The sequence below is a fragment of the Candidatus Brocadiaceae bacterium genome (genome assembly GCA_012728835.1).
GTDB lineage: Bacteria > Planctomycetota > Brocadiia > SM23-32 > SM23-32 > JAAYEJ01.
Genome location: JAAYEJ010000003.1, coordinates 1 through 19,980, shown reverse-complemented (window position 1 = coordinate 19,980; position 19,980 = coordinate 1). Strand labels below are relative to the sequence as shown.

Here is a 19,980-nt window from a genome sequence, read left to right as displayed (position 1 = left end):
ACGTCTGCCGGTACCTTCCGGCCGGTCGCGGCTGCGTCTGCGGGCGGATGGTCCTGTGCCGACGGTGCTGGCGTGCAGGGGGGCGCTCAGGTATCGTTTGCGGTGGGGCAAGCCACGGAACTTGGGAGGGTATGGCGATGGGGACGGTGTGGAAGGCGTGCATGGTCGTCGCGGTCGGTGCGTTGCTGCTGGGGGGCTCGGTCTGCCTGGCCCAGCCGCAGGCCCTGACGCCCCTGGAGAGGGGCCGCATCCGGCAGGGGCCGTACATGGTCTTCGGCGACGTCACCGGCGGGCTCCACGTCATGCGCGGTTCGGAGATCGTCGTCTACAACGCCGGCATCTACTGCCAGGGCAGGGCGGGCTACTTCCCCTTCGACCGCATGGCGGGGAGGAAGACGCTGGTGGAGGGCCAGGAGCGGGAGGAGGCGATGGGCGTCCTCGGGCTCGGCACGTTCGCCGTCCACGGGGAGGTGCCCGGCACGACCGTCACCTATGACCAGCAGGTCTCCATCGAGGGGGACCGAGTCCGCATCCGGCTGGTCCGCAACGGCGACTGGGCGGGCGACACGAGCGCCTGGGAGGGTTTCTTCTTCGAGCTGCCGTTCCAGAACTTTCGCGGAACCACCATCCGTGCGGATGGCGAGGCCATCAAGCTGCCGGAGACGTTCTCGCCGGATCACGTGACCCTCGTGCGCGACGCGCGCCGGATCGAGTGCAGCCTCGACGATCCGTCGCTGAACCTCATACTCGAATGCGACCACGGCATGAGCGTCAGCGACCGCCGGCGGTGGAAGGACCTCCGCTACCTCATCGACGTTGGCTTCCCGGCCGAGCCCGGCCGGCCCGTCGACCTCTACCTGACGCTCCCCCAGGTCAGCGAGGAGTCGACCTGGGCGGTTCGCCGTTCCCTGGTCGGCTACCCCGCCGCGGGGGAGAAGAAGGTCGTGCTCGAATGGCCCCGGCATCTGCGGCGACCCGCCGACGACTCCGTGCGCCTGGAACGGGCCGACGGAACCGTCGTGAAGCAGGGGCGCTTTGCCGACACCGTCCGGCCGTACGAGCACATGCAGAGCGACTTCGCGGTCTTCGATTTCTCCGAGGTCGTCGAGGCGGGCGACTACCGCATCGTCTGGGCCCGGGGTGCGCTCGACGTCGCCGTCCGCCCGAGCGTCTTCGAGGATGCGCTCTGGGAGCCGACCCTCGACTACTTCCTGCCGTTCCAGATGTGCCATGCCGCGGTCGACCTGGGGCCGGACTGCGCCGGGCATCCGGCCTGCCACATGGACGACGGCATCCGCGTGCCGGCCCGCGGCGGCCGGGGGAGCGTCGACGGCTTTCGGTCCTACGAGTGCGAGGGCACGCCGTATGACGCCGGAGACCCGATCCCCTGCGCCAGGGGCGGCTGGCACGACGCCGGCGACTGCGACCTGAACATCTACGCGCAGGGCTTCGCGGTCCTTCAACTGGCGCTGGCCTACGAGGAGTTCGGGCTGAGCCGCGATGTTGCGACGGCCGACTTCGACGCCCGGACCTGGACGCTCGGTCGGCCGGATGAGACGCCGGACATCCTCCAACAGGTCGAGTGGGGTGCCCTCTGGCTGCTGAGCATGATGCAGCCGGACGGGCGCAGCTACGTCGGGGTGGTCGACCAGCCGACGCGGCGCAGCAGCCCGGGCGGCTGGGACAAGTCCACCGACAACGTGCCGGGCACCGGCGACGAGCGCGAGGTCTACGTCGACTACCATGCCGAACTCCAGTGCATGCAGGCGACCGCGCTCTGCGCCGCCGGTCGGGTTCTGAGGGCGTCCAACCCCGCGCTGTCGGCGGAGTGCATCGAGGCCGCCCGGCGGGCCTACGAGTACTTCCGTACGCACGAGGAGGTCTACCGCAACACGGCGTACTTCAACACGCGGACCATCGGCCGCGACGGCAACGTCGCCTGTGCGCTGGCCGAGCTTCACATGACCACCGGCGATCCCCGCTACCTGCAGGAACTCGAGGCGATGACGGACAAGATCGACAACCTGCCGATGGACTGGCCCGCCAGGGAGGCATCCGGCAGCGGGTCGTTCTGGTTCGCGCCCCCCGTGCTGGTCCGGCTCGTGCCCGGCCTGCCCGACGGTGCTCTGAAGGAGGCCATCCTGAAGGTCTGCCGGCAGAACGCCGACTACCTGGATGGTATGCTCGGCGGCCGGCCCTGGGCCGGGCACTACACCGACTTCGGCAAGTGCGGGAACGCCGTCTTCGCCGCCCAGCGCGTCTACGACGCCTACTGGATCTCGAAGGTCCTGCCGGAGCGCAGGCTCCTGGAGAAGGCCGTGCTCCCCATGCTGTGGCTGTACGGCCTCCATCCGATCAGCGACCACGTGTTCGTCTCCGGCATCGGCCTCGACGGGCCGAAGCACCTGCACTCGGGGCACCTGTTTCACGTCTACGCGCCCGAGGGCGGCATCGTGCCGGGCGTGCCCGTGCCGGGCTACACGACGATCCGCCCTTACCGGCCGCAGGACAACGCCCTCTACTTCCTGGACGACGGCAACGTGGCCAACATGGAGTCGACCATCGGCGAGATCGGCCACTACATCTTCGCGGTCAACGCCATGAAGGCCGCCGGCTTCTGATCACGCGCCTTCGGGCGCCGTGCTGCGGCCCTGCGCGGCGGCTCCGGCCGGCCACCCGTTCCGATGGCCTACCCCGGACCGCCGCGCGTTCTTGGGGGAGGCGATTGCCTGCGGGCGCGGGGGCGCGTATCATGCCGTGCGCGGGCCACGCCGGCCCGAGTGCCGAAGGGAGGGCGTCTGATGGGTCGACAGACGGTGGCCGTTCTGGGCGGGGGAGCAGGGGCGCACACGATGGCGGTCGACCTGACCGACCGGGGCTACGATGTTCACCTGTGCGAGCATCCGGATTTCGCGGGGACGTTCCAGGCCACCCTGGACGCCCAGGCCATCGAGGCCACGGGCATCGGGCCGCAGGGCACCTTCCCGATCCACAGGGTCGGCACCGATATTCCGGCGGCCCTCGCCGAAGCCGAATGGCTGCACGTCGTCATGCCCGCCATTGGCCATGAGGTGTTCTTCCGGGAGATGATCCCTCTGTTCCGCGACGGGCACAAGGTGGTGGTGTGGGCCGGGGATTTCGGCTCGCTGCGCTTGCGCCGGATGCTGGAGGAGGCCGGCCGGCTCGGGGCCGTCACGATCCTCGAGACGAGCACCCTGCCGTACGGCACGCGGATCACCGGCCCGGGCCGGATCAAGCTTCTGCTGACGGCCCCGCACGTGCTTGCGGGGGCGCTGCCGGCGGCTTGCACGGCCGAGGTCGTCCAGGCCCTGCACGAGATGTTCCCGTGCATCTCGCCCTGCCGCAACGTGCTCGCGGCGGCGTTCAACAACGTCAATCCGATCGTCCATCCCCCGGGCTCGCTGCTCAGCACGGGCCGCATCGAGTATTCGGGGGGCGACTTCAACATGTACCGCGAGGGCATCACCGAGTCGGTCGCGCGGGTCATTCGGGGCGTCTACGAGGAATCGCGCAATGTGGCGCGCGCGCTCGAGTTCGACATGACCGAGTATCGCGACATCGACTTCCGCACGACCTCCAGCATCATGGGCGTGGAGTTCACGGCCCCGTTCGACACGGCGGGCGTCCTGGCGGGCATCGTCGGCCCCCGCACGGTGCATGATCGCTACATCACCGAGGACCTGCCCTTCGGGCTGGTGCCGCGCTCGCAGTTCGGGCAGGCGGTCGGCCTCCGCACGCCGTTGACCGACGGCATCGTGTCCATCGGCTCCGCGGTGTGCGGGGAGGACTACTGGCAGACGGGCCGGACGCTGGACAAGCTCGGGCTGGCCGGCCTGGACAAGGCCGGCATCCTGGAAGTGATCGAGGGCTGACCGACCGACAGATCCCCGTTCTGCATGGAGGGCCTTCGATGGACGCGGCGCGCGAGGCTCGGCGCATCCGGCCGTACGCCGGCAACCCCCGTTACTGGCAGCACAAGGGCCGTCCCGTCGTGTTGCTCGGCGGCACGGTCGACGACAACCTGTTCCAGATCCCGGACCTGGAGGAGCACCTGGACCTGCTCGCCTCCGTCGGCGGCAACTACATCCGCAACACGATGAGCGACCGGCCGGACCAGGGCTACGAGGTCAAGGCCTTCAAGCGATTGGACGACGGGCGCTACGAGCTCAATCAGTGGAATGACGTCTACTGGGATCGCTTCGAGACCATGCTTCGCCTCACGGCCGAGCGCGATGTTGTGGTGCAGATCGAGCTGTGGGACCGCTTCGACCACAGCCGGGGCAACTGGGAGAGCGACCCGTTCAACCCGGGGAACAACGTCAATTACACCTTTGAGGAGTCGGGTCTCGCGCCCGAATACCCGGAGCACCCGCTCCACAACAAGCAGCCGTTCTTCTTCACGGTGCCGACGTTGCAGAACAACGCCGTCGTGCTGCCGTTCCAGAAGAAGTTCGTGGACAAGGTGCTGTCGTACACTCTCCCGCACGATCACGTCCTCTACTGCATGGACAACGAGACGTGCGGGGTGCCGGAATGGGGCGCCTACTGGGCGGGGTACATCCGTGACCGGGCACGGGGGGCCGGCGTGACGGTTGAACTGACCGAGATGTGGGACCAGTGGGACGTGACCGGGCCGATGCACCGGGCCACGTTCGACCATCCGGAGCTGTACACGTTCGTCGACATCTCGCAGAACAGCCAGACGACCGGGGAGGCGAACTGGGACAACGCCCAATGGGTGCGCGCATACCTGGCCGACCACCCGCGCCCCATGAACGAGACGAAGATCTACGGGGCCGACACGTCGAAGTGGCTGGACCGCGGCATCGACTCCACCCACGGGATGCAGACGTTCTGGCGGAACATCCTCGGCGGCTTCGCCTCCAGCCGCTTCCATCGGCCGCCGTCGGGCCTGGGGCTCAGCGAGACGGCGCAGGCCCAGCTCCGCAGCGCGCGCCTGCTGCTGGCGGAACTCGACATCTTCCGCTGCGAGCCCGATTCGGGCCACTCGCTCCTGGTGGGCCGGGAGACGAACGCCGCCTACCTGACGCGCATCGACGGGGAGCAGTACGCCGTCTACTTCCCGGACGGCGGCCGCGTGGGACTGGACCTGCGGCGGGCGACCGGGCGGTTCGAGTGCCGGTGGCTGGCCGTGGACGGGAGCCGATGGGCCGGGACGCGGGAGGTCTCCGGCGGCGACGTCGTGCCGCTGGCCCCGCCGGCGTCGGGCCAGTGGGTGGCCCTGCTGTGTCGCGCGGCCGGCACGTAGGGGCCGAGCCCCGTCTCCGCCGGCGCAGCCTTACGGAGTCGGCGCGCCGGAGGCCGTGCCGCTGCCGTGCAGCGCGTCCCGGGCGTGCCCGAGCTTCTGCGTGAAGCTCCCCTTGCGGAACCGCTCCGTCCACTTGCGGATGATGCGCCATCCGGCGACGCCCACCAGGCTGTTCCACCACCGGTGCGACCATCGCTGCCATCCGGCCCGCAGGTTGTGCAGGTGGAGCACGATGCCGGGGAACGACAGGACGTTCAGCCCGACCGAGAAGACGTGCGTGAAGCGGTAGAAGCGGCCCATGATCCTGCGGATCGACGCCTGCAGCTCCTCGGCCGTCAGCGGGGCGTCCGGTTCGAACAGCGGGAAGTTCCCGTCGTAGTACTCCCATCCGACGTGGCGGGTCGAGTAGACGCGGTTCTGCCCGGCCAGCCGGCGGCGCAACTCGGTGCCCGGCAGTGGCACGGGCAGGAGCACCTGCACCGTGTCGATGCGCGCCTTGCGGATGAACCGGCGGAAGCGCTTCACTCGCTCGCCGGCCTCCATGTGGAACTCGTGTCCCGGCTGCATCGGGTAGCCGAAGATGAACATGCCGTGCACCCAGAAGCCCGCCCGGCGGTAGAGGTGCGCCAGGGCGATCATGGCCTCGGGCTTCAGGTGCTTGTTCATGGCGTCGAGCTCCTCGGTGATGGGCGACTCGAACCCGATGGCCACCGTATTGATGCGGGCCGCGCGCATGTGGCGCAGCAGCTCGGCGTCGCGGGCTTTGTCGAGGCGGATCTGCACCGTGATGCTGAACCGCGCCCCCACGAGGTCCTGGTAGTCGCGGAGCATCCCGCACAGCCGCAGCGTCTCGTCGCGGTCCTGGCCGAACAGGTCGTCGACGATGAAGAACTTGCGCGCACCGTGCCTTTCGAACAGCGCCGTGAACTGGTCCATGAGCCGCTCGGGCGAGGCGTAGCGCGGCCTGCCCTTGACGGTGCAGAACTCGCAGTTCATGCCGCATCCGCGCACCCGGCCGACCGGGTAGATGCTGACCTGCCCGTACCGCAGCAGGGAGAAGTCGGGCACGGGCAGGGCGTTCAGGTCCTCGATGGATGCGCGGGGCGACCGGCGGACGCGGCCGGTCTCGTCCCGGTAGGCCACGCCCCGGACGTCTTCCCGGCGCCGCCGGCCGTCGAAGACCTCCAGCAGTTCGCGCATCACCTCCTCGCCCTCGCCGTCCGCCACGTAGTCCAAGCCGCCGTCCAGCGCCTCGGGCACGTTCTCCTCGACGAAGTGCTGTCCGCCCGCCACGGTGGCCACGCCGAGTTCATGGTAGACGGCGGCCACCTGCAGGAGCCGCGGGATCGTGCTGGTCAGCCCGCCGTAGAAGCCCACGGCGTCCGCCGGCCGTGCGCTCTGGAGAGTGCGGTGGTCCGGCAGGCCGGCCTCATCGCGCGGCGCCCCCCGGCGGTAGTTGTTCTCGTCGATCACCTCGACGTCCCACCCCTCGATGTCGTTGACGGCCGTGGCCACGCAGATGGGGCCGAGGGCCGTCATCTTGTCCGCGACGCCGGAGTAGATGTTGAACGCCGGATACGCCGGAATCACCATGCGGAATCTGCGGCGCCGGCGGCATGCGCTGTCCTGTGTCTGCACCATCGAGGATCCCCCGCAAGCGAATGTGCCCATCATCACGGATCATAGCACGTCGGGACCGCAAGCACGGAGGGATTCCGCCGGTGCGGGCCGCTACGCCGTGGCGCGGCGGTAGAGGATTCCGGCGCGCCGGCGGCCGGTGGGCACGATCTCCCCGAGGGTGCGCAGGCAGTAGGCCATCTGCTGGGCGCGGCGGCGCGTGGAGTCGACCGCCTCGGCCAGGTCGGCCGTGGTGAAGGGCTCCTGCAGCGACCTCGGCAGCAGGGCTCGGAGGTCTCCGGTCGTCTCAAAGCGGTAGCCGTGCAGGACTTCCAGCAGCCGGCGCTCCTGGACGACCCAGTGGCGGCGCCGCCAGGCGCGCTGCGGGTCGTAGCGGCGGACCTCCTCCTCGTGGATCATCAGCACCTCCAGCGACACGCCGGGCAGGGCCAGCAGTTGCGGCAGGCTCACCATCTCCTCGAACACGTCGTGCAGGGCGCCGCGCCGGGGGGACCTGCGGCGCCCCAGCCGCCGGTCGCCCTCCTGCGACATGCGCACGATCCACTTCCGCTCGGCGATCGGGTAGACGAGCCGCACGCGATGGCCCTGCGCCAGTCGCTGCAGCTTGCGCCGGACGGCGCCCAGGTTGCCCGTCTGGATCTCGATCAGCAGGTCGCCGCGGACCAGGTCCACCAGGAAGCCGTCCACCGGGGTCTCGGTCAGGTCGCCCGGCTCGCGGTACCATTCCTTGAGGGCGGCGTGCAAGGGCTTCTCGTTGAGCGTGCCGATCCTCCGGCGCGGGTCGGCGGGCGTCCTGGGCATGGGGGCCTCCGGGCCTCTGTCGGCGGGCCGCAAGGGTCTTCGTCCACGCCGGTCAGCCTACCTGCCCCGGCAGGGCGGATGCAATGCACGGCGTGCACAGGGGGGGGGCGCCGCCCTGCCGGGCAGGCGGCCGTGCATGTGCGCATCTCTGCCCGGTGTGTTTGCCCGCCGGGAGGTCGGGCGCTATGATGGGAGCGTATCTGGGAACGATGCCTGCGAGCACAGTGTGAAGGAGGCAGGGTCATGGCAGGGACGTTTCGCTTCTCCTTTGGCCCGTGGAACATCCATGAGGGCAACGATCCCTTCGGGCCGACCGTCCGGGAGCCGCTGCCGTTTGCGGAGAAGCTCAAGCTCTACGCGGGGCTCGGTTTCGAGGGCGTCCAGTTCCATGATGACGACGCCGTGCCCGAGCTGAGCAGCATGACTGCGCCCGAGGTGGTCGAGGAGGCGGCCGAGGTGCGCCGGGTGCTCGACGGGGAGGGGCTGACGGCGGAGTTCGTCGCCCCGCGCCTCTGGGAGGACGTGCGCGGCGTCGACGGCGCCTACACCTCCAACGATCCGGCCTGCCGGCAGTGGGCGTTGGATCGCAGCCGCCTGGCCATCGACATCGCCAACGAGCTGGGCACGAAGCTGATCGTGCTCTGGCTGGCCCGCGAGGGCACCTACATCCGGGAGTCCAAGGACAGCAAGGTCGCCGTGGACCGTATCGTCGAGGCGGTCAACGACATGCTGGACTACGACCCGGAGGTCAGGATCGCCGTCGAACCGAAGCCCAATGAGCCGATGGACCATGCCTACATGCCGACCACCGGCCACGCGATGGCCCTGGGCCTGCTGGCGAGCGATCCGGCGCGGGTGGGCGTGAACATCGAGAGTGCGCACGCCATCCTGGCGGGGCTCGATCCCTCCGATGAGATGGGCTTCGCGCTGGCGTTCGACAAGCTGTTCACCGTGCACCTGAACGATCAGAACGGGCTGAAGTTCGACCAGGACCGCTCGTTCGGCGCCGTCGACCTGCGGCGCGCGTTCAACCAGGTGCGCATCCTGGACCGGTACGACTATGGTTCCCGCGGCGAGTTCGTCGGCCTCGACGTGAAGGCCATGCGCTCGGAGCGCGGCACGGGCGTTACGACGCACCTGTCCAACAGCCGGGAGGTCTTCCTGATGCTGCTCGACCTTGTCCGCAGCCTGGACACCGCGGCCGTGGACGCGCTGATCGCCGAGCGGCAGTACGAGGCGCTCGATCTGCTCATCACCCGGCACCTTCTGGGCCGGTAGTCGCTTCCGATGTCCCCTGACGACGGACGCTGTGGCCTGAAGGAGGCTCCGATGGACCGGTATGCCGAACGACGTGCGACCGTTCTGTGTCTGCTGATCGCTTCTCTCTTCTGCCTGGAGGCCGCCGTGTCCGCTCAGGCGCAGGCGACCCTGCCCGCGGGGGTCAAGGCGGAGTGGGACGTCGGGAAGGCGTGGCGCGAGGGCACACCCACTCGTGAGCGCATCTGCATCAACGGACTGTGGCGCTGGCAGCCGGCCGTCGAGGCGGAGGAGGCCGCGCCGCAGCGCGCCTGGGGCTTCTACAAGGTCCCCGGGCCGTGGCCGGGCATCACGTCCTACATCCAGAAGGAAAGCCAGACGCTCTATCCGCACCCGAGCTGGGCCGACACCCGCCTGCGGGATGTCAACACGGCCTGGTATCAGCGGGAGATCGCCGTGCCTGCGGACTGGGACGGGCGCCGGGTCACGCTGTGGGCCGAGTACGTGAACTCCCACGTGGACGTGTTCGTAAACGGCGTGAGCGCCGGCCGCCTGTCATACCCCGCCGGAGAGGTCGATCTGACGGAGGCCTGCCGTCCGGGCGGCCGCTACGTGCTGACGCTGCGCGTGCGGGCGCTGCCGCTGGCGGAAGTGGTGGCCATCTTCAGCGACACGGGCGCGCCTCGGCAGGGGAGGGGCTCGGTGGCCCGGCGCGGGCTCTGCGGCGACGTCTTCCTGACAGGGACGCCGGCCGGCCCGCGCGTGGACGACGTGAAGGTCGATACGTCCGTGCGCAACTGGCAAATCGCCTTCGACACGGCCGTCAACGGGCTTGCGCCTGACCGCACGTACCGGCTTCAGGCCCGCGTCATGGACGGCGAGGAAGCCGTCAAGGAGATCGCCGGCGCGCCGTTCACGTTGGCCGACGTGAAGAACGGCCGCATCACGTTCAGCGAATCCTGGCAGCCGGAGAAGCTCTGGGATACGCACACGCCCGAGAACATGTACCACGTCCAGGTGACCCTGGCTGAGGCCTCGGGGCAGGAGTTGGACGTCTTCTATCCGCAACGCTTCGGATTCCGCGAGTTCTGGATCAACGGACGCGACTTCTACCTGAACGGCACACGCATCAACTGCTTCCTGGGCTCGAGCCACGAGCCGCTGATCGGCGCCGCCTGGGCCACGTATGAGGCCGCCCGGGAGGCCCTGCTGCGTCACAAGACCTTCGGCATCAACGTCGTCCACACGCATCACTTCGGCGTCGAGCCGGGCACGCACCTGTCCCACCGCGAACTCCTGCGGGCGGCCGACGACGTGGGCATGCTGGTCTCGTTCTCGATGCCGCACCTGGGGCAGTACCAGTGGGACGAGCCGGACGCCCGGGAAAAGAACGGCTACGCGCGGCACGCGGAGTTTTACGTGCGGGTGGCCCAGAACCATCCCTCGGTCGTGATGTACACCATGAACCACAACGCCCTGAGCTACGGAGGCTCTTCCGATCCCGACAGGATCGACGGGCTCCACAACGAGCGCGGGGAGATCGGGCCGCGCCTGTACGCCGGCGCAGAGCGGGGGCTGCTCGTGCAATCGATCGTCGAAGGCTTCGATCCCACGCGCGTGGTCTACCACCACTCGTCGGGCAACCTCGGCAACATGCACACGAACAACCTGTACCTGAACTTCACGCCGATCCGGGAGGTCTCGGACTGGTTCGAGCACTGGGCGACGGAGGGCGTCAAGCCCTTGCTGTTGTGCGAGTACGACACGCCCTACGACCTCGATTGGACGATGTACCGCGGCTGGATCAACGGCCAGAGATCGTTCGGCTCGACTCCGGTGAAGTGGGAGTACTGCCCGGCGGAGTGGGCCTCGCAGTTCCTTGGCGACAAGGGGTTTGACCTGCCCGAGACCGACAAGGCGAACCTGCGTTGGGAGGCCAACAACTTCCGAACGCGCGACTCCTGGTACCGCTGGGACTACCCGCGCGCCATCGTCGGGGCCTCCACGCAGGGCAACCCGATCAAGCAGCAGGTCCGGGGGATGTACATCACCGACAACGTGCGCGCATTCCGCACGTGGGGCGTCTCGTGCTACAACCAGTTCAGCTACGGGAGCTTCTGGTCGCTGCGCGAGGGCGTGAACCGGGGCCGTCAGGACTTTGCCGTGGACTGGGACCAACTGCAGCGTCCGGGGTTCAGCCCGGATTACGTCGATCGGCCCCATGAGAACATGGCGACGGCCTATGAGGCCGAGGACTGGATTCCGGGCGCGGCCGCCCGGGCGCTGTACCGCAACAGCATGCCGCTGCTCGCCTACATCGGCGGCAAGGCCGAGCGGTTCACGACCAAGGACCATAACGCCCTGCCCGGACAGGAGTTGCACAAGCAGCTCATCGTCATCAACAACTCGCGCGAGACCGTCACCGCCGATTGCTCATGGTCGCTGGGCCTCCCGCAGCCGCTGGCGGGGCAGACGTCCGTGACGATCGAGCCCGGCCTGCAGGAGCGGATCCCGCTTGCGTTCCGCCTGCCGGAAGGTCTGTCCGCCGGTGCCTACTCGCTGACGGCCGTCGTCCGGTTCAGCACCGGGGAGACCCAGGAGGATGCGTTCCAGGTGGACGTCATGGCGCCGCCTCCGGCGGCTGCCCCCGCCTCCGGCGCGCAGATCGCGCTGTTCGACCCGGCCGGCGAGACGGCCCGGCTCCTGACCGCCCTGGGGGTGTCCTTCCGGCCCGTCGCGGCGGATGCCGTTCCGGATGGATACGACGTGCTCGTGGTCGGGAAGGGCGCGCTGACGGTCGACGGCCCGGCTCCCGACATCAGCCGGCTTCGCGACGGGCTGAGGGTCGTGATGTTCGAGCAGAAGGCCGACGTGCTGGAGGGGCGGTTCGGGTTCCGCATCGCCGAGTACGGACTGCGCCGGGCGTTCGCACGGGTGCCGGACCATCCGCTGCTGGCGGGCGTTTCCACCGAGAACCTGCACGACTGGCAGGGCGCCGCCACGCTTCTGCCGCCGCGCCTGGAAGGCTACACGATCCGCCAGCGCAGCGGCGAGAAGCTCAAGCAATGGTGCGGCATCGAGATGACGCGACGCGCCCGCTGCGGCAACTGGGGCAGCGTGGCCTCCGTGCTCATCGAGAAGCCGGGCCGGGGCGATTTCCTGCCCGTGGCCGACGGCGGCTTCAGCCTGCAGTACAGCCCCCTCATGGTGAGCCGCGAGGGCAGCGGCATGATGATCCTCTGCCAGTTCGACGTGACCGGCCGCACGGAGGACGACCCCGCCGCGCGGCGCCTTGCGGCCAACATCCTCGACTACGCGGCGTCCTATCGCCCGGAAGCGGCTCGCACGGCGGTCTACGTCGGTGAAGATGCCGGCCGCGCCCACCTCGAGAAGGCGGGCGTGTCGATGGCCGCTTACCAGGGAGGAGCGTTGAGCCCCGACCAGGTGCTCGTGGTCGGCCCCGGCGGCGGCCGGACGCTGGCCGCGAACGCGACGGCCGTCCGGCAGTGGCTGGCGGCCGGCGGGCGCCTGCTCGCGCTCGGGCTGTCGGGCAGCGAGGCGGGGTCATTCCTGCCCGCGCCGCTGCGGACCGCCAGGGGCGAACACATCTGCACCGTGTTCGAGCCTCCGGACGCGGCGTCCATGCTGGCCGGCGTCGGGTCCGCGGACGTGATGAACCGCGATCCGCGCGAGGTCGAGCTGATCACGGGCGGCGCGCAGGCGCTCGGCAACGGTGTGCTTGCGATCGCTGCGGACGGGAACGCAGTCCTGTGCCAGATGGCCCCCTGGCAGTTCGACTACGAGAAGTACTACAACCAGAAACGGACGTTCCGCCGCACGGCTTTCCTGGTTGCGCGCGTCCTGAGCAACATGGGCTGCGGCGCACGGACGCCACTGGTCGAGCGTTTCTCAGAGCCGGTGGCGCAAGGCGAGGCCCCGCGCTGGGCAGACGGCTTCTATCTGGATCAGCCCGAGGAGTTCGACGACCCCTACCGTTCCTTCGGCTGGTAGCCGCTGGACGGACGGGCACGGAGGGAGGACGGATGCGCACCGCGGTCCTCGGTTCGGGAAACGGCGGCTGTGCCGTGGCCTTCGACTGCGCGAGCCATGGCCATGACGTGCGGCTGTTCGATTTCGAGGAGTTCCCGGACTCCGTTGCGGCTGTCGCTGCTGCAGGCGGCGTTAGCGCCGAGGGCGAACTGAACGGGTTCGCCCCGGTCACGTACGCCGGCCATGACGTCGAGGCGGCGCTGGACGGCGCGGACGTGATCCTGGCCGTCGGGCCGGCCTACAGCATCCGCCACTTTGCCGCTGCCTGCCGCCCGCACCTGAGGGAGGGGCAGATGGTCGTCGTCTGCCCCGGCTCGTCCGGAGGGGCCGTCGAGTTCAAGAGCGTCGCCGGCCTGTCCCTGGGCGACCGCCGCATCGTCATCGCCGAGACCCACACGCTGCCCTATGCCGTCCGCATGGGCGAGCCGGGCCGTATCCGCATCTTCCTCAAGCTCAAGGCGGCCGTCCTCGTGGCCGCGGCGCCGGCGGTGGATACACCGGCGGTGATCGAGGCGCTGGGCGACGTCTATCCCTGCCTGGAGCCCGCACGGAACGTCCTCCAGACGAGCCTGCAGAACGCGAATCCGGTCATCCATCCGGCCGTGACGCTTCTGAACGCCGCGCTGATCGAGCGGACCGGCGGCGACTTCCGCTTCTACGAAGACGGCGTCACGCCGGCCGTGGGACGCGTGATCGAGGCGCTGGACCGCGAGCGGATCGCGATCGGCAAACGGCTGGGGGTCGAGGTGCTGCCCGATCCGGAGCTCGGCGTCCGCCAGGGCTACATGACCGAGGCTACCTACGACGCCGGCTACTCGGAGGCGCCCGGCTTCCTGGGCATCATGGCGCAGAGCCGGCTCGACCACCGCTACCTGAACGAGGACGTCGGCTACGGCCTCGTCTTCATGGCCGATCTTGCCCGGCAGGTGCGCGTGCCGACGCCTTGTATGGACGCGGTGATCCGACTTGCGTCGGCCGCCATGGGCCGCGACTACGCCGGGGAGGCGAAACGCACGATGGCGTCCCTCGGCCTGGCGGGCAAGACGGCCGACGAGATGGAGCGCCTGCTGGGCTGACCGTCGCGCCCGTCAGATCACCACGGCGCCGGCGGCTGCCAGGGCCCGGCGCAGGCTCTGCGCGTCGACCGAGGCCACATCGGTTCCCGCCTGCAGCGACAGCGCGGCGGCCGTGCCGGCGGCCTCGCCGAACTGGTTGCAGTTCACCATCACGCGCAGGGCGCCGTAGGCCCCGCGGTCGGCGTCGATCAGGCGGCCGGCCACGAGCACGTTGCACGCGCCCCGGGGCACGAGGCAGCGGTAGGGCACCTGGTAGAACGTCGGGTCCTCGCCCGTCGGTTCACGCCACCGCCCCTCGACGCTCAGCCGACCGGGCACGTGGTAGGTCTCGCGTCCGTCCAGGTAGCGGAAGGTCAGGCCCGGCTTGTCGCTGTGGTGGACGTCGACGCGATAGGTCCCGTTGGCAATGGCATCGGGGAACCGCACGCCCCCGAGCAACTCCGACTCGGTGATGCGGTGCAGGCAGCGCGCATGGCGGGTCTCGCGCACGCCGATGGTGGCCGGCAGGGCGTCCAGACCGATGGACCTTCCCTCCGGCAGCCGTTCGCGGAGCGCATCGTGGATGACGCGCACCTGGCGGCGGCCCTCGATCTCGGCCCGGGTCAACTGATCGGCCTCGGAGCAGTCCGCGCCGGGCACGCGCGTGCCGGCAACCATCACGGCGTCGCCCACACCCGGCAGGTTGGCGGACCAGAGGAAGCCGAGCGGCAGCCGGTCGCCCGTCGCTTCGTTGAAGACCGCGTTCTCAATCGACAGCCCGGGCGCGCGGGCGAGGGCAGCTTGAAGTCCTGAGAACCTGGCGCACGTCGTCGGTGGCTGCAGGTCGTCCCATTTCTCGGCCGTCAGCCCGAGGTCGCGGATCAGGTCCCCGTCCCCGCTTGCGTCGATGAAGCAGCGGGCGCGCACTGCCCGGCGACCGGATTTGTCCTGGATGATGGCGGCCACGGGTCGGCCGTCCTCGGCGACCGCGCCGGCGTACCAGGTGTTCAGAAACGGCTGCACTCCGGCATCGATGACCAGGCGGTCCAGCTCGATCTTCAGTTCCTCGGTATTGAGCACGAAGTGATCCGGGCGCTCATCGACGGCGTCGCGCGCTCGGAGGCGCTCGATCACTTCGCGGGTGAGGCCGCCGATGACCTCGCGCCGTCCGGCCGTGTCGCGCAGCCCGTGCCAGATTGCGACGAGCCCCGCGGTGGCGGTGCCGCCGAAGAAGCCCTGACGTTCGATGACGGCGGCGCGCATGCCGAGCCGGGCCGCGGCCACGGCAGCGAACACTCCGGTGGCACTCCCGCCCACGGACAGCACATCCACCTCGTCGGCAATGGGCACGTCTCGCGCAGGCTCTCGGATCGTTCGACTCACGCCTCTCTCCTCAGTGGCTCCGCCCGGTGGCGGTTCCTTGCCTCGCGCTACGGTCCGTCTTCCGTGATGCGCGAAAGCGCCTTGCGGATCGAGTCGTCCGGATAGGTGAGGGAGATGCGGAAGTAGCCCTCGCCCCACTGCCCGAACCCGAGGCCCGGGCTGACCACCACTCCGGTGCGTTCCAGCAGGTCCGTGGCGAACGACGCACTCGACCCCCCGTAGCCGTCCGGCACAGGCGCCCAGACGTACATGGTCGCCTTCGGCTTCTCGAGCGACCATCCGGCGGCGTTCAGCGCGTCGATGACCATGTCCCGGCGGCGCCGGTAGACCGCGTTGATGGGCGGGATCAGCTCCTCGGCCATGTCCAGCGCTTTTGCCGCCGCGAACTGCACGGCCCGCAGGGTGCCGTTGTCCACGTTCTCCTTGGTCGCCTGGAGCGCCCGTACGACGTCCGCGTTGCCGGCCAGGAAGGCGACGCGCCAGCCCGTCATGCAGAACGCCTTGCTGAGAGAGAACAGCTCGACCGCGACCTCGGACGCCCCTTCCACCTGCAGGATGCTCGGCGCGCGGTAGCCGTCGTAGGTGTTCTCGCCGTAGGCGTTGTCGTGGACGATGACGACGTCGTGCCGGCGGGCGAACTCGACGGCGCGTTCGAAGAAGGCGAGGTCCGCCGTCGCCGTCGTCGGGTTGTTCGGGTAGTTCAGCCAGAGCACGCGGGCCAGCCGGCGCGCCTCCTGGGGGATGGCATCGAAATCCACCAGGAAGTCGTTCTCCTTCAGCAGCGGTGCCTGGTACGTGACGGCGCCCGAGAAGACGTGGCCGATGTTGTAGGTCGGATAGCCGGGGCTGGGGGCGATGGCCAGGTCGCCCGGATTGAGGATCGACAGGGCGAGCTTGACGATGGCATCCTTGCCGCCCATCGTGGGGACGACCTGGTCGGTGGCCAGCTCAACGCCGTAGCGCCGGCGGTAGAAGCTGCGGGCCGCTTCTGCAAACGCCGGCACGGGCACGTCGCAGCCGTAACGGTGGCGGTTCGGATCCCCTGTGTCCCGCAGGGCCCGGCACATCTCCGCCACGACGGGCTCGGGCGTCGGCATGTCGGGGTCGCCGATGCTCAGGTTGATGACGTCGACGCCGCGCCGGACGGCGGCCGTGCGCTTGCGGCGCAGGTCGGCGAACAGATAGGGGGGCAGTTTGTCCAGCTTTCGGGCGGGTTCGAAGGGCATGGGGCAGACTCCTGGAGCTTCCGAAATGCGGACCGCGCGGCACGCGCGCCGAAGGCGCACCGCCGGCGGGTGCCGGCGGGTGTGCGAGCAGTCTACCCGCCGGCGGCCGCATGTCAAGCGCGGCGGGCGGTTGCAGGCCGCCGCAGTCACCCGTAGACTGATGATGTCGGGCCGGCACGGGCCGGGCGGGCGCTGAGCGGCAGCCATGGAGGTTCGGCATGCACAGATGGGCGGTGGTTGTGTTCGTGTGCCTGGCCCTGCTGGCCGGCGGCGCGTGGATCGTCCTGGGCGGTCTGAGGGGGTCGGAGGATGAGCCCTCGCTGGCGGAGTTGATCGAACGCGGCGAGACCGAGACCGTGATCAGGAAGCTGGAAGCCGGCGCGGACCCCAACGAAGGGGAAGGGGACCGGTACCCGCTCTTCGCGGCGGTGACCAATGACCAATACGACCTCGTGAAGCTCCTTCTGGAGAAGGGCGCCCGGCCGGAGACACTGACCGTCGGCGGGCGAGCGCTCCTCCACGTCGCCGCTGAACGCGACGACGCGGAGATGCTGCGGGTGTTTCTCGACCGCGGCGCGGACCCGAACGTCCTGAGCGCACAGGGGTTCACCCCGGCGGTCGCGGCCCTCCTGGCGGGCAAGGGGAACGCCTTGGCCGTGCTGCGCGGCTACGGCGGGAAGCTCGTGTTCGGCGACCTTCGCGCCGACTACGTGGTGGGGGTGTGCCAGTCCGATGACATCAGCGCGCTGACCGAGGTGCTGGACGAGGGCGCCGACCCGAACGAGCCGGACGGTACGGGCCTGCTGCCCCTGCACGTGGTCACCGTGCGGGGCCAGGCGGCGATGGCAGCGCTGCTGCTCGAACGCGGAGCGGACCCGAATGCGCGTGACGCCAGGGGGATGACCGCGCTGCATCAGGCCGCACGCTGGGGCCGGGCGGACATTGCCGAGCTGCTGGTGGCGGGCGGGGCCGACGCGGACGCCCGCGATGACCAGGGCGCCTCGGCGGCCATTGTCGCCGTCGCGAGCGGCCAGTTCGAACTGGCCGAGTGCCTGGCGCCCCTCGGCACCCGGCCCTGGTGGCACGATGCCGAGGGCGGCGAGTTGCTGGCGGCCGTCTACCGAGGAGACGCGGCGGCGCTGACGGCACTGCTGAACGCGGGGCAGAACGCCAGCGTCGTGGGGCCGGACCGGCTCACCCCGCTGCACCTGGCCGTCATGCTGCGCCGCCCGGAGCTTGTCAAGGCCCTGCTGGCCGGCGACGCCTACGTCGGGTCGACCCGGCAGTCGGGCCGCACGCCGCTCCACGTCGCCGCCGGCCTGGGCGACGTCGAGACGGCCGGGCTGCTCCTGGATTCCGGCGCAGACGTGAACTGCGCCGACGCCGAGGGCCGCACACCGGCCGCCCTGGCCGACGAGGCGGGGCAAGAGGCGATGGTCGAGTACCTGCTGAGCCAGGGAGGCCGTCTGTTTGCGCTGGATGCGGGGGCGGGCGATCCGATCTGGATGGACCCCAGGGTCGGCCGTCCGTACCGGCGGTAGTCCCTTCTGGCGGGAGGTGCAGCATGGCCGGCAGGGCCTGGAAGGCGCTCGAGCTGGACGCGCGGCTCGCGGAGGTCGTGGCGGCGCCGGTCTTCGTGCTGTCGGGGGACGACGACGGCCTGCGCTCGCACTGCCTGGGGGTTCTGAAGTCCGCGCTGGCGCCGGCGGATTCGCCCGGCAGCACCGTGCGGGTATTCGAGGGGCCGGCCTCGGCCCGCGAGGTGTTCGAGGAACTGCGCACGATCCCGTTCCTGGGCCTGGCGGGCCGTCGGGTGGTCGTCGTTGAGCGGGGCGATGCCTTCCTCCAGGCGCATTGGCCGCCGCTGCTGCGCTTCCTGCAGAAGCCGTCCGCGGACGGGCGGCTGATCCTGTGCGTCGGCCGCCTGAACCCGAACTCGCCCCCGCGCGGCTCCGGCGCCAGGGGCGATGCTCAGGCAGACCGGGCGGCGGACTGGCGGACGCTCATGGGCCTGATGGCGTCGGAGGGCGTGGTGATCGACTGCGCCCGGCTGACGTGGCAGGACGCCAAGGCGTGGGTGCGGACCTACGCCGAGAGCCTGGGCGGCAACGTGACGCCGCGCGGGGCCGACGCCCTGGTGGAGGCGTTGGGGCCGAACCTGCCGGCCCTGCGCACCGAGGTGGATAAGTTGTGCACGCGGGCCGGCACGTCGGCCGTGACCGAACGCGAGGTCGAGGCGATGGCCTCGCAGGGGCGCAGCCGTTCGGCCTTCGACCTGGCCGAGGCGGTGGCTCGGGCCGACGCCCCGGCCGCACTGCAGTTGTGCGGTCGGCTCATGCTGCAGGGCGAGAGCCGGGAGGCCATCGTGGCCGTCCTGGCCCTGCAACTGCGTCGACTCTGGCAGATCAAGCGATTCCGTCAGGCCGGGCTGAGCGAACAGGAAGCGGGCCGACGCGCCAATACGCCGGCGTTCGCCGTTCGCCGGGCGTTGCGGGTGGTCGGTTCACTGTCGGAGGGGCGATTCGCGCGGCAGATCGCCCTGCTCGCGGAAGCCGATGCGGAGTCGAAGGCCGCATCCCTGCGGACGCAGGAGGAGCAGGTGTGGCTGGAGGGCCTGCTGGTCCGGCTGTGCCGTGCCTGAGGGAGAGACGGCCGAGAACCCGTCAGTAGTTCTCGGCCTCCATCGTCTCCATCGTCTCGGGCACTTCGATCGGGTCGCCGTCCAGGACATCGTCAAACGGGTCCCCGAACTCATCATTGAAGTCCGCGGCGATGCTCTCGCGCGGCTTCAGGATCAACTCGCGATGCCTCTTCTTGATCAACTCGAGTCTGCTGAGGCGTGCGGCCTGGCAGGGCGCGCCGCCGTCCGTTGTGGAATTGCTGGCCATACGAACATCCTTCTCCCCGATAGTGGATTTCCGACGGATCTGCCCGATGCGGGCTTCTTGCGCTCTGCCCCCGCGACAACGCAGGCACGTGCCTGTGGCGGCAAGAATCCGGACCTGTCAACAACCGACCGTGCGGACGTCCACAGCGGCGCACCACACCCTCAGCCGCTTCTCGCACACAGGGCGGACGGTTGCCGGTCGGCAACTTAACAAGAACTGGAAAGTCTACACCAGCTCCGAATCCGTGTCAATACAGAAAATTCCTGATTGTCAACCGCAGATAGAAATGTCCGCTATACACGGCAGATAGAAATGTCCGGTTGTTGCCGCAGCTATAAATGCGCGGGCATGTTCTGGTAGCCTTGGCGCCAGGGGTGGTCCGGCGCTGGACG

The 19,980-nt window shown here is 69.7% G+C and carries 13 protein-coding genes; 8 read left to right on the top strand and 5 right to left on the bottom strand.

Features of this window, described 5'->3' with window-relative positions; genetic code table 11:
• Positions 1-131: 131 nt before the first annotated feature.
• The 3 genes from GXY85_00200 (at position 132) to GXY85_00190 (ending at position 5,290) form a co-directional block, all read left to right on the top strand.
• Entirely contained in the window at positions 132-2,621 is a 2,490-nt protein-coding gene (locus tag GXY85_00200) for a hypothetical protein (protein NLW49249.1), read from the top strand.
• A 180-nt stretch (positions 2,622-2,801) separates the two neighbouring features.
• Positions 2,802-3,893 (top strand): hypothetical protein, encoded by a 1,092-nt coding sequence (locus tag GXY85_00195; protein NLW49248.1) that lies wholly within the window; start codon positions 2,802-2,804, stop codon positions 3,891-3,893.
• Between the two features lie 38 nt (positions 3,894-3,931).
• The gene (locus GXY85_00190; protein NLW49247.1) at positions 3,932-5,290 is read left to right on the top strand and encodes a hypothetical protein; all 1,359 of its coding nucleotides are present in this window, start codon (positions 3,932-3,934) and stop codon (positions 5,288-5,290) included.
• A 30-nt stretch (positions 5,291-5,320) separates the two neighbouring features.
• On the opposite strand, the gene GXY85_00185 is transcribed toward GXY85_00190, so the two are convergent.
• Positions 5,321-6,883: a B12-binding domain-containing radical SAM protein gene (locus GXY85_00185; GenBank protein NLW49246.1), complete on the bottom strand. Its 1,563-nt coding sequence runs from the start codon at positions 6,881-6,883 to the stop codon at positions 5,321-5,323.
• Between the two features lie 138 nt (positions 6,884-7,021).
• Complete coding sequence (locus GXY85_00180) at positions 7,022-7,729, bottom strand: hypothetical protein (GenBank protein ID NLW49245.1); 708 nt, start codon at positions 7,727-7,729, stop codon at positions 7,022-7,024.
• A 243-nt stretch (positions 7,730-7,972) separates the two neighbouring features.
• On the opposite strand from GXY85_00180, the gene GXY85_00175 reads away from it, so the two are divergent.
• From GXY85_00175 to GXY85_00165, 3 genes are read left to right on the top strand one after another with little or no spacing between them, the layout of a single operon-like run.
• Positions 7,973-9,007 carry a TIM barrel protein gene (locus GXY85_00175; protein NLW49244.1) on the top strand — a complete coding sequence of 345 codons (1,035 nt, stop codon included), beginning with the start codon at positions 7,973-7,975 and terminating at the stop codon, positions 9,005-9,007.
• Positions 9,008-9,058: 51 nt separating this feature from the next.
• Complete coding sequence (locus GXY85_00170; GenBank protein NLW49243.1) at positions 9,059-12,997, top strand: hypothetical protein; 3,939 nt, start codon at positions 9,059-9,061, stop codon at positions 12,995-12,997.
• Positions 12,998-13,029: 32 nt separating this feature from the next.
• Positions 13,030-14,112 carry an opine dehydrogenase gene (locus GXY85_00165; protein ID NLW49242.1) on the top strand — a complete coding sequence of 361 codons (1,083 nt, stop codon included), beginning with the start codon at positions 13,030-13,032 and terminating at the stop codon, positions 14,110-14,112.
• Positions 14,113-14,124: 12 nt separating this feature from the next.
• On the opposite strand, the gene GXY85_00160 is transcribed toward GXY85_00165, so the two are convergent.
• Together GXY85_00160 and GXY85_00155 are read right to left on the bottom strand one after the other, a co-directional pair.
• On the bottom strand, positions 14,125-15,474 hold the full coding sequence (locus GXY85_00160; GenBank protein ID NLW49241.1) for an FAD-dependent oxidoreductase: 1,350 nt from the start codon (positions 15,472-15,474) through the stop codon (positions 14,125-14,127).
• A 47-nt stretch (positions 15,475-15,521) separates the two neighbouring features.
• Positions 15,522-16,700, bottom strand: a complete 1,179-nt coding sequence (locus GXY85_00155; GenBank protein ID NLW49240.1) for an aminotransferase class I/II-fold pyridoxal phosphate-dependent enzyme — start codon at positions 16,698-16,700, stop codon at positions 15,522-15,524.
• Between the two features lie 218 nt (positions 16,701-16,918).
• On the opposite strand from GXY85_00155, the gene GXY85_00150 reads away from it, so the two are divergent.
• Positions 16,919-18,241: a hypothetical protein gene (locus tag GXY85_00150; GenBank protein ID NLW49239.1), complete on the top strand. Its 1,323-nt coding sequence runs from the start codon at positions 16,919-16,921 to the stop codon at positions 18,239-18,241.
• A 23-nt stretch (positions 18,242-18,264) separates the two neighbouring features.
• Positions 18,265-19,341 (top strand): DNA polymerase III subunit delta, encoded by a 1,077-nt coding sequence (gene holA / locus GXY85_00145; GenBank protein ID NLW49238.1) that lies wholly within the window; start codon positions 18,265-18,267, stop codon positions 19,339-19,341.
• Between the two features lie 22 nt (positions 19,342-19,363).
• Here the strand turns inward: holA and GXY85_00140 are convergent, their stop codons facing one another.
• Complete coding sequence (locus tag GXY85_00140; protein NLW49237.1) at positions 19,364-19,588, bottom strand: hypothetical protein; 225 nt, start codon at positions 19,586-19,588, stop codon at positions 19,364-19,366.
• Between the last annotated feature and the right edge of the window lie 392 nt (positions 19,589-19,980).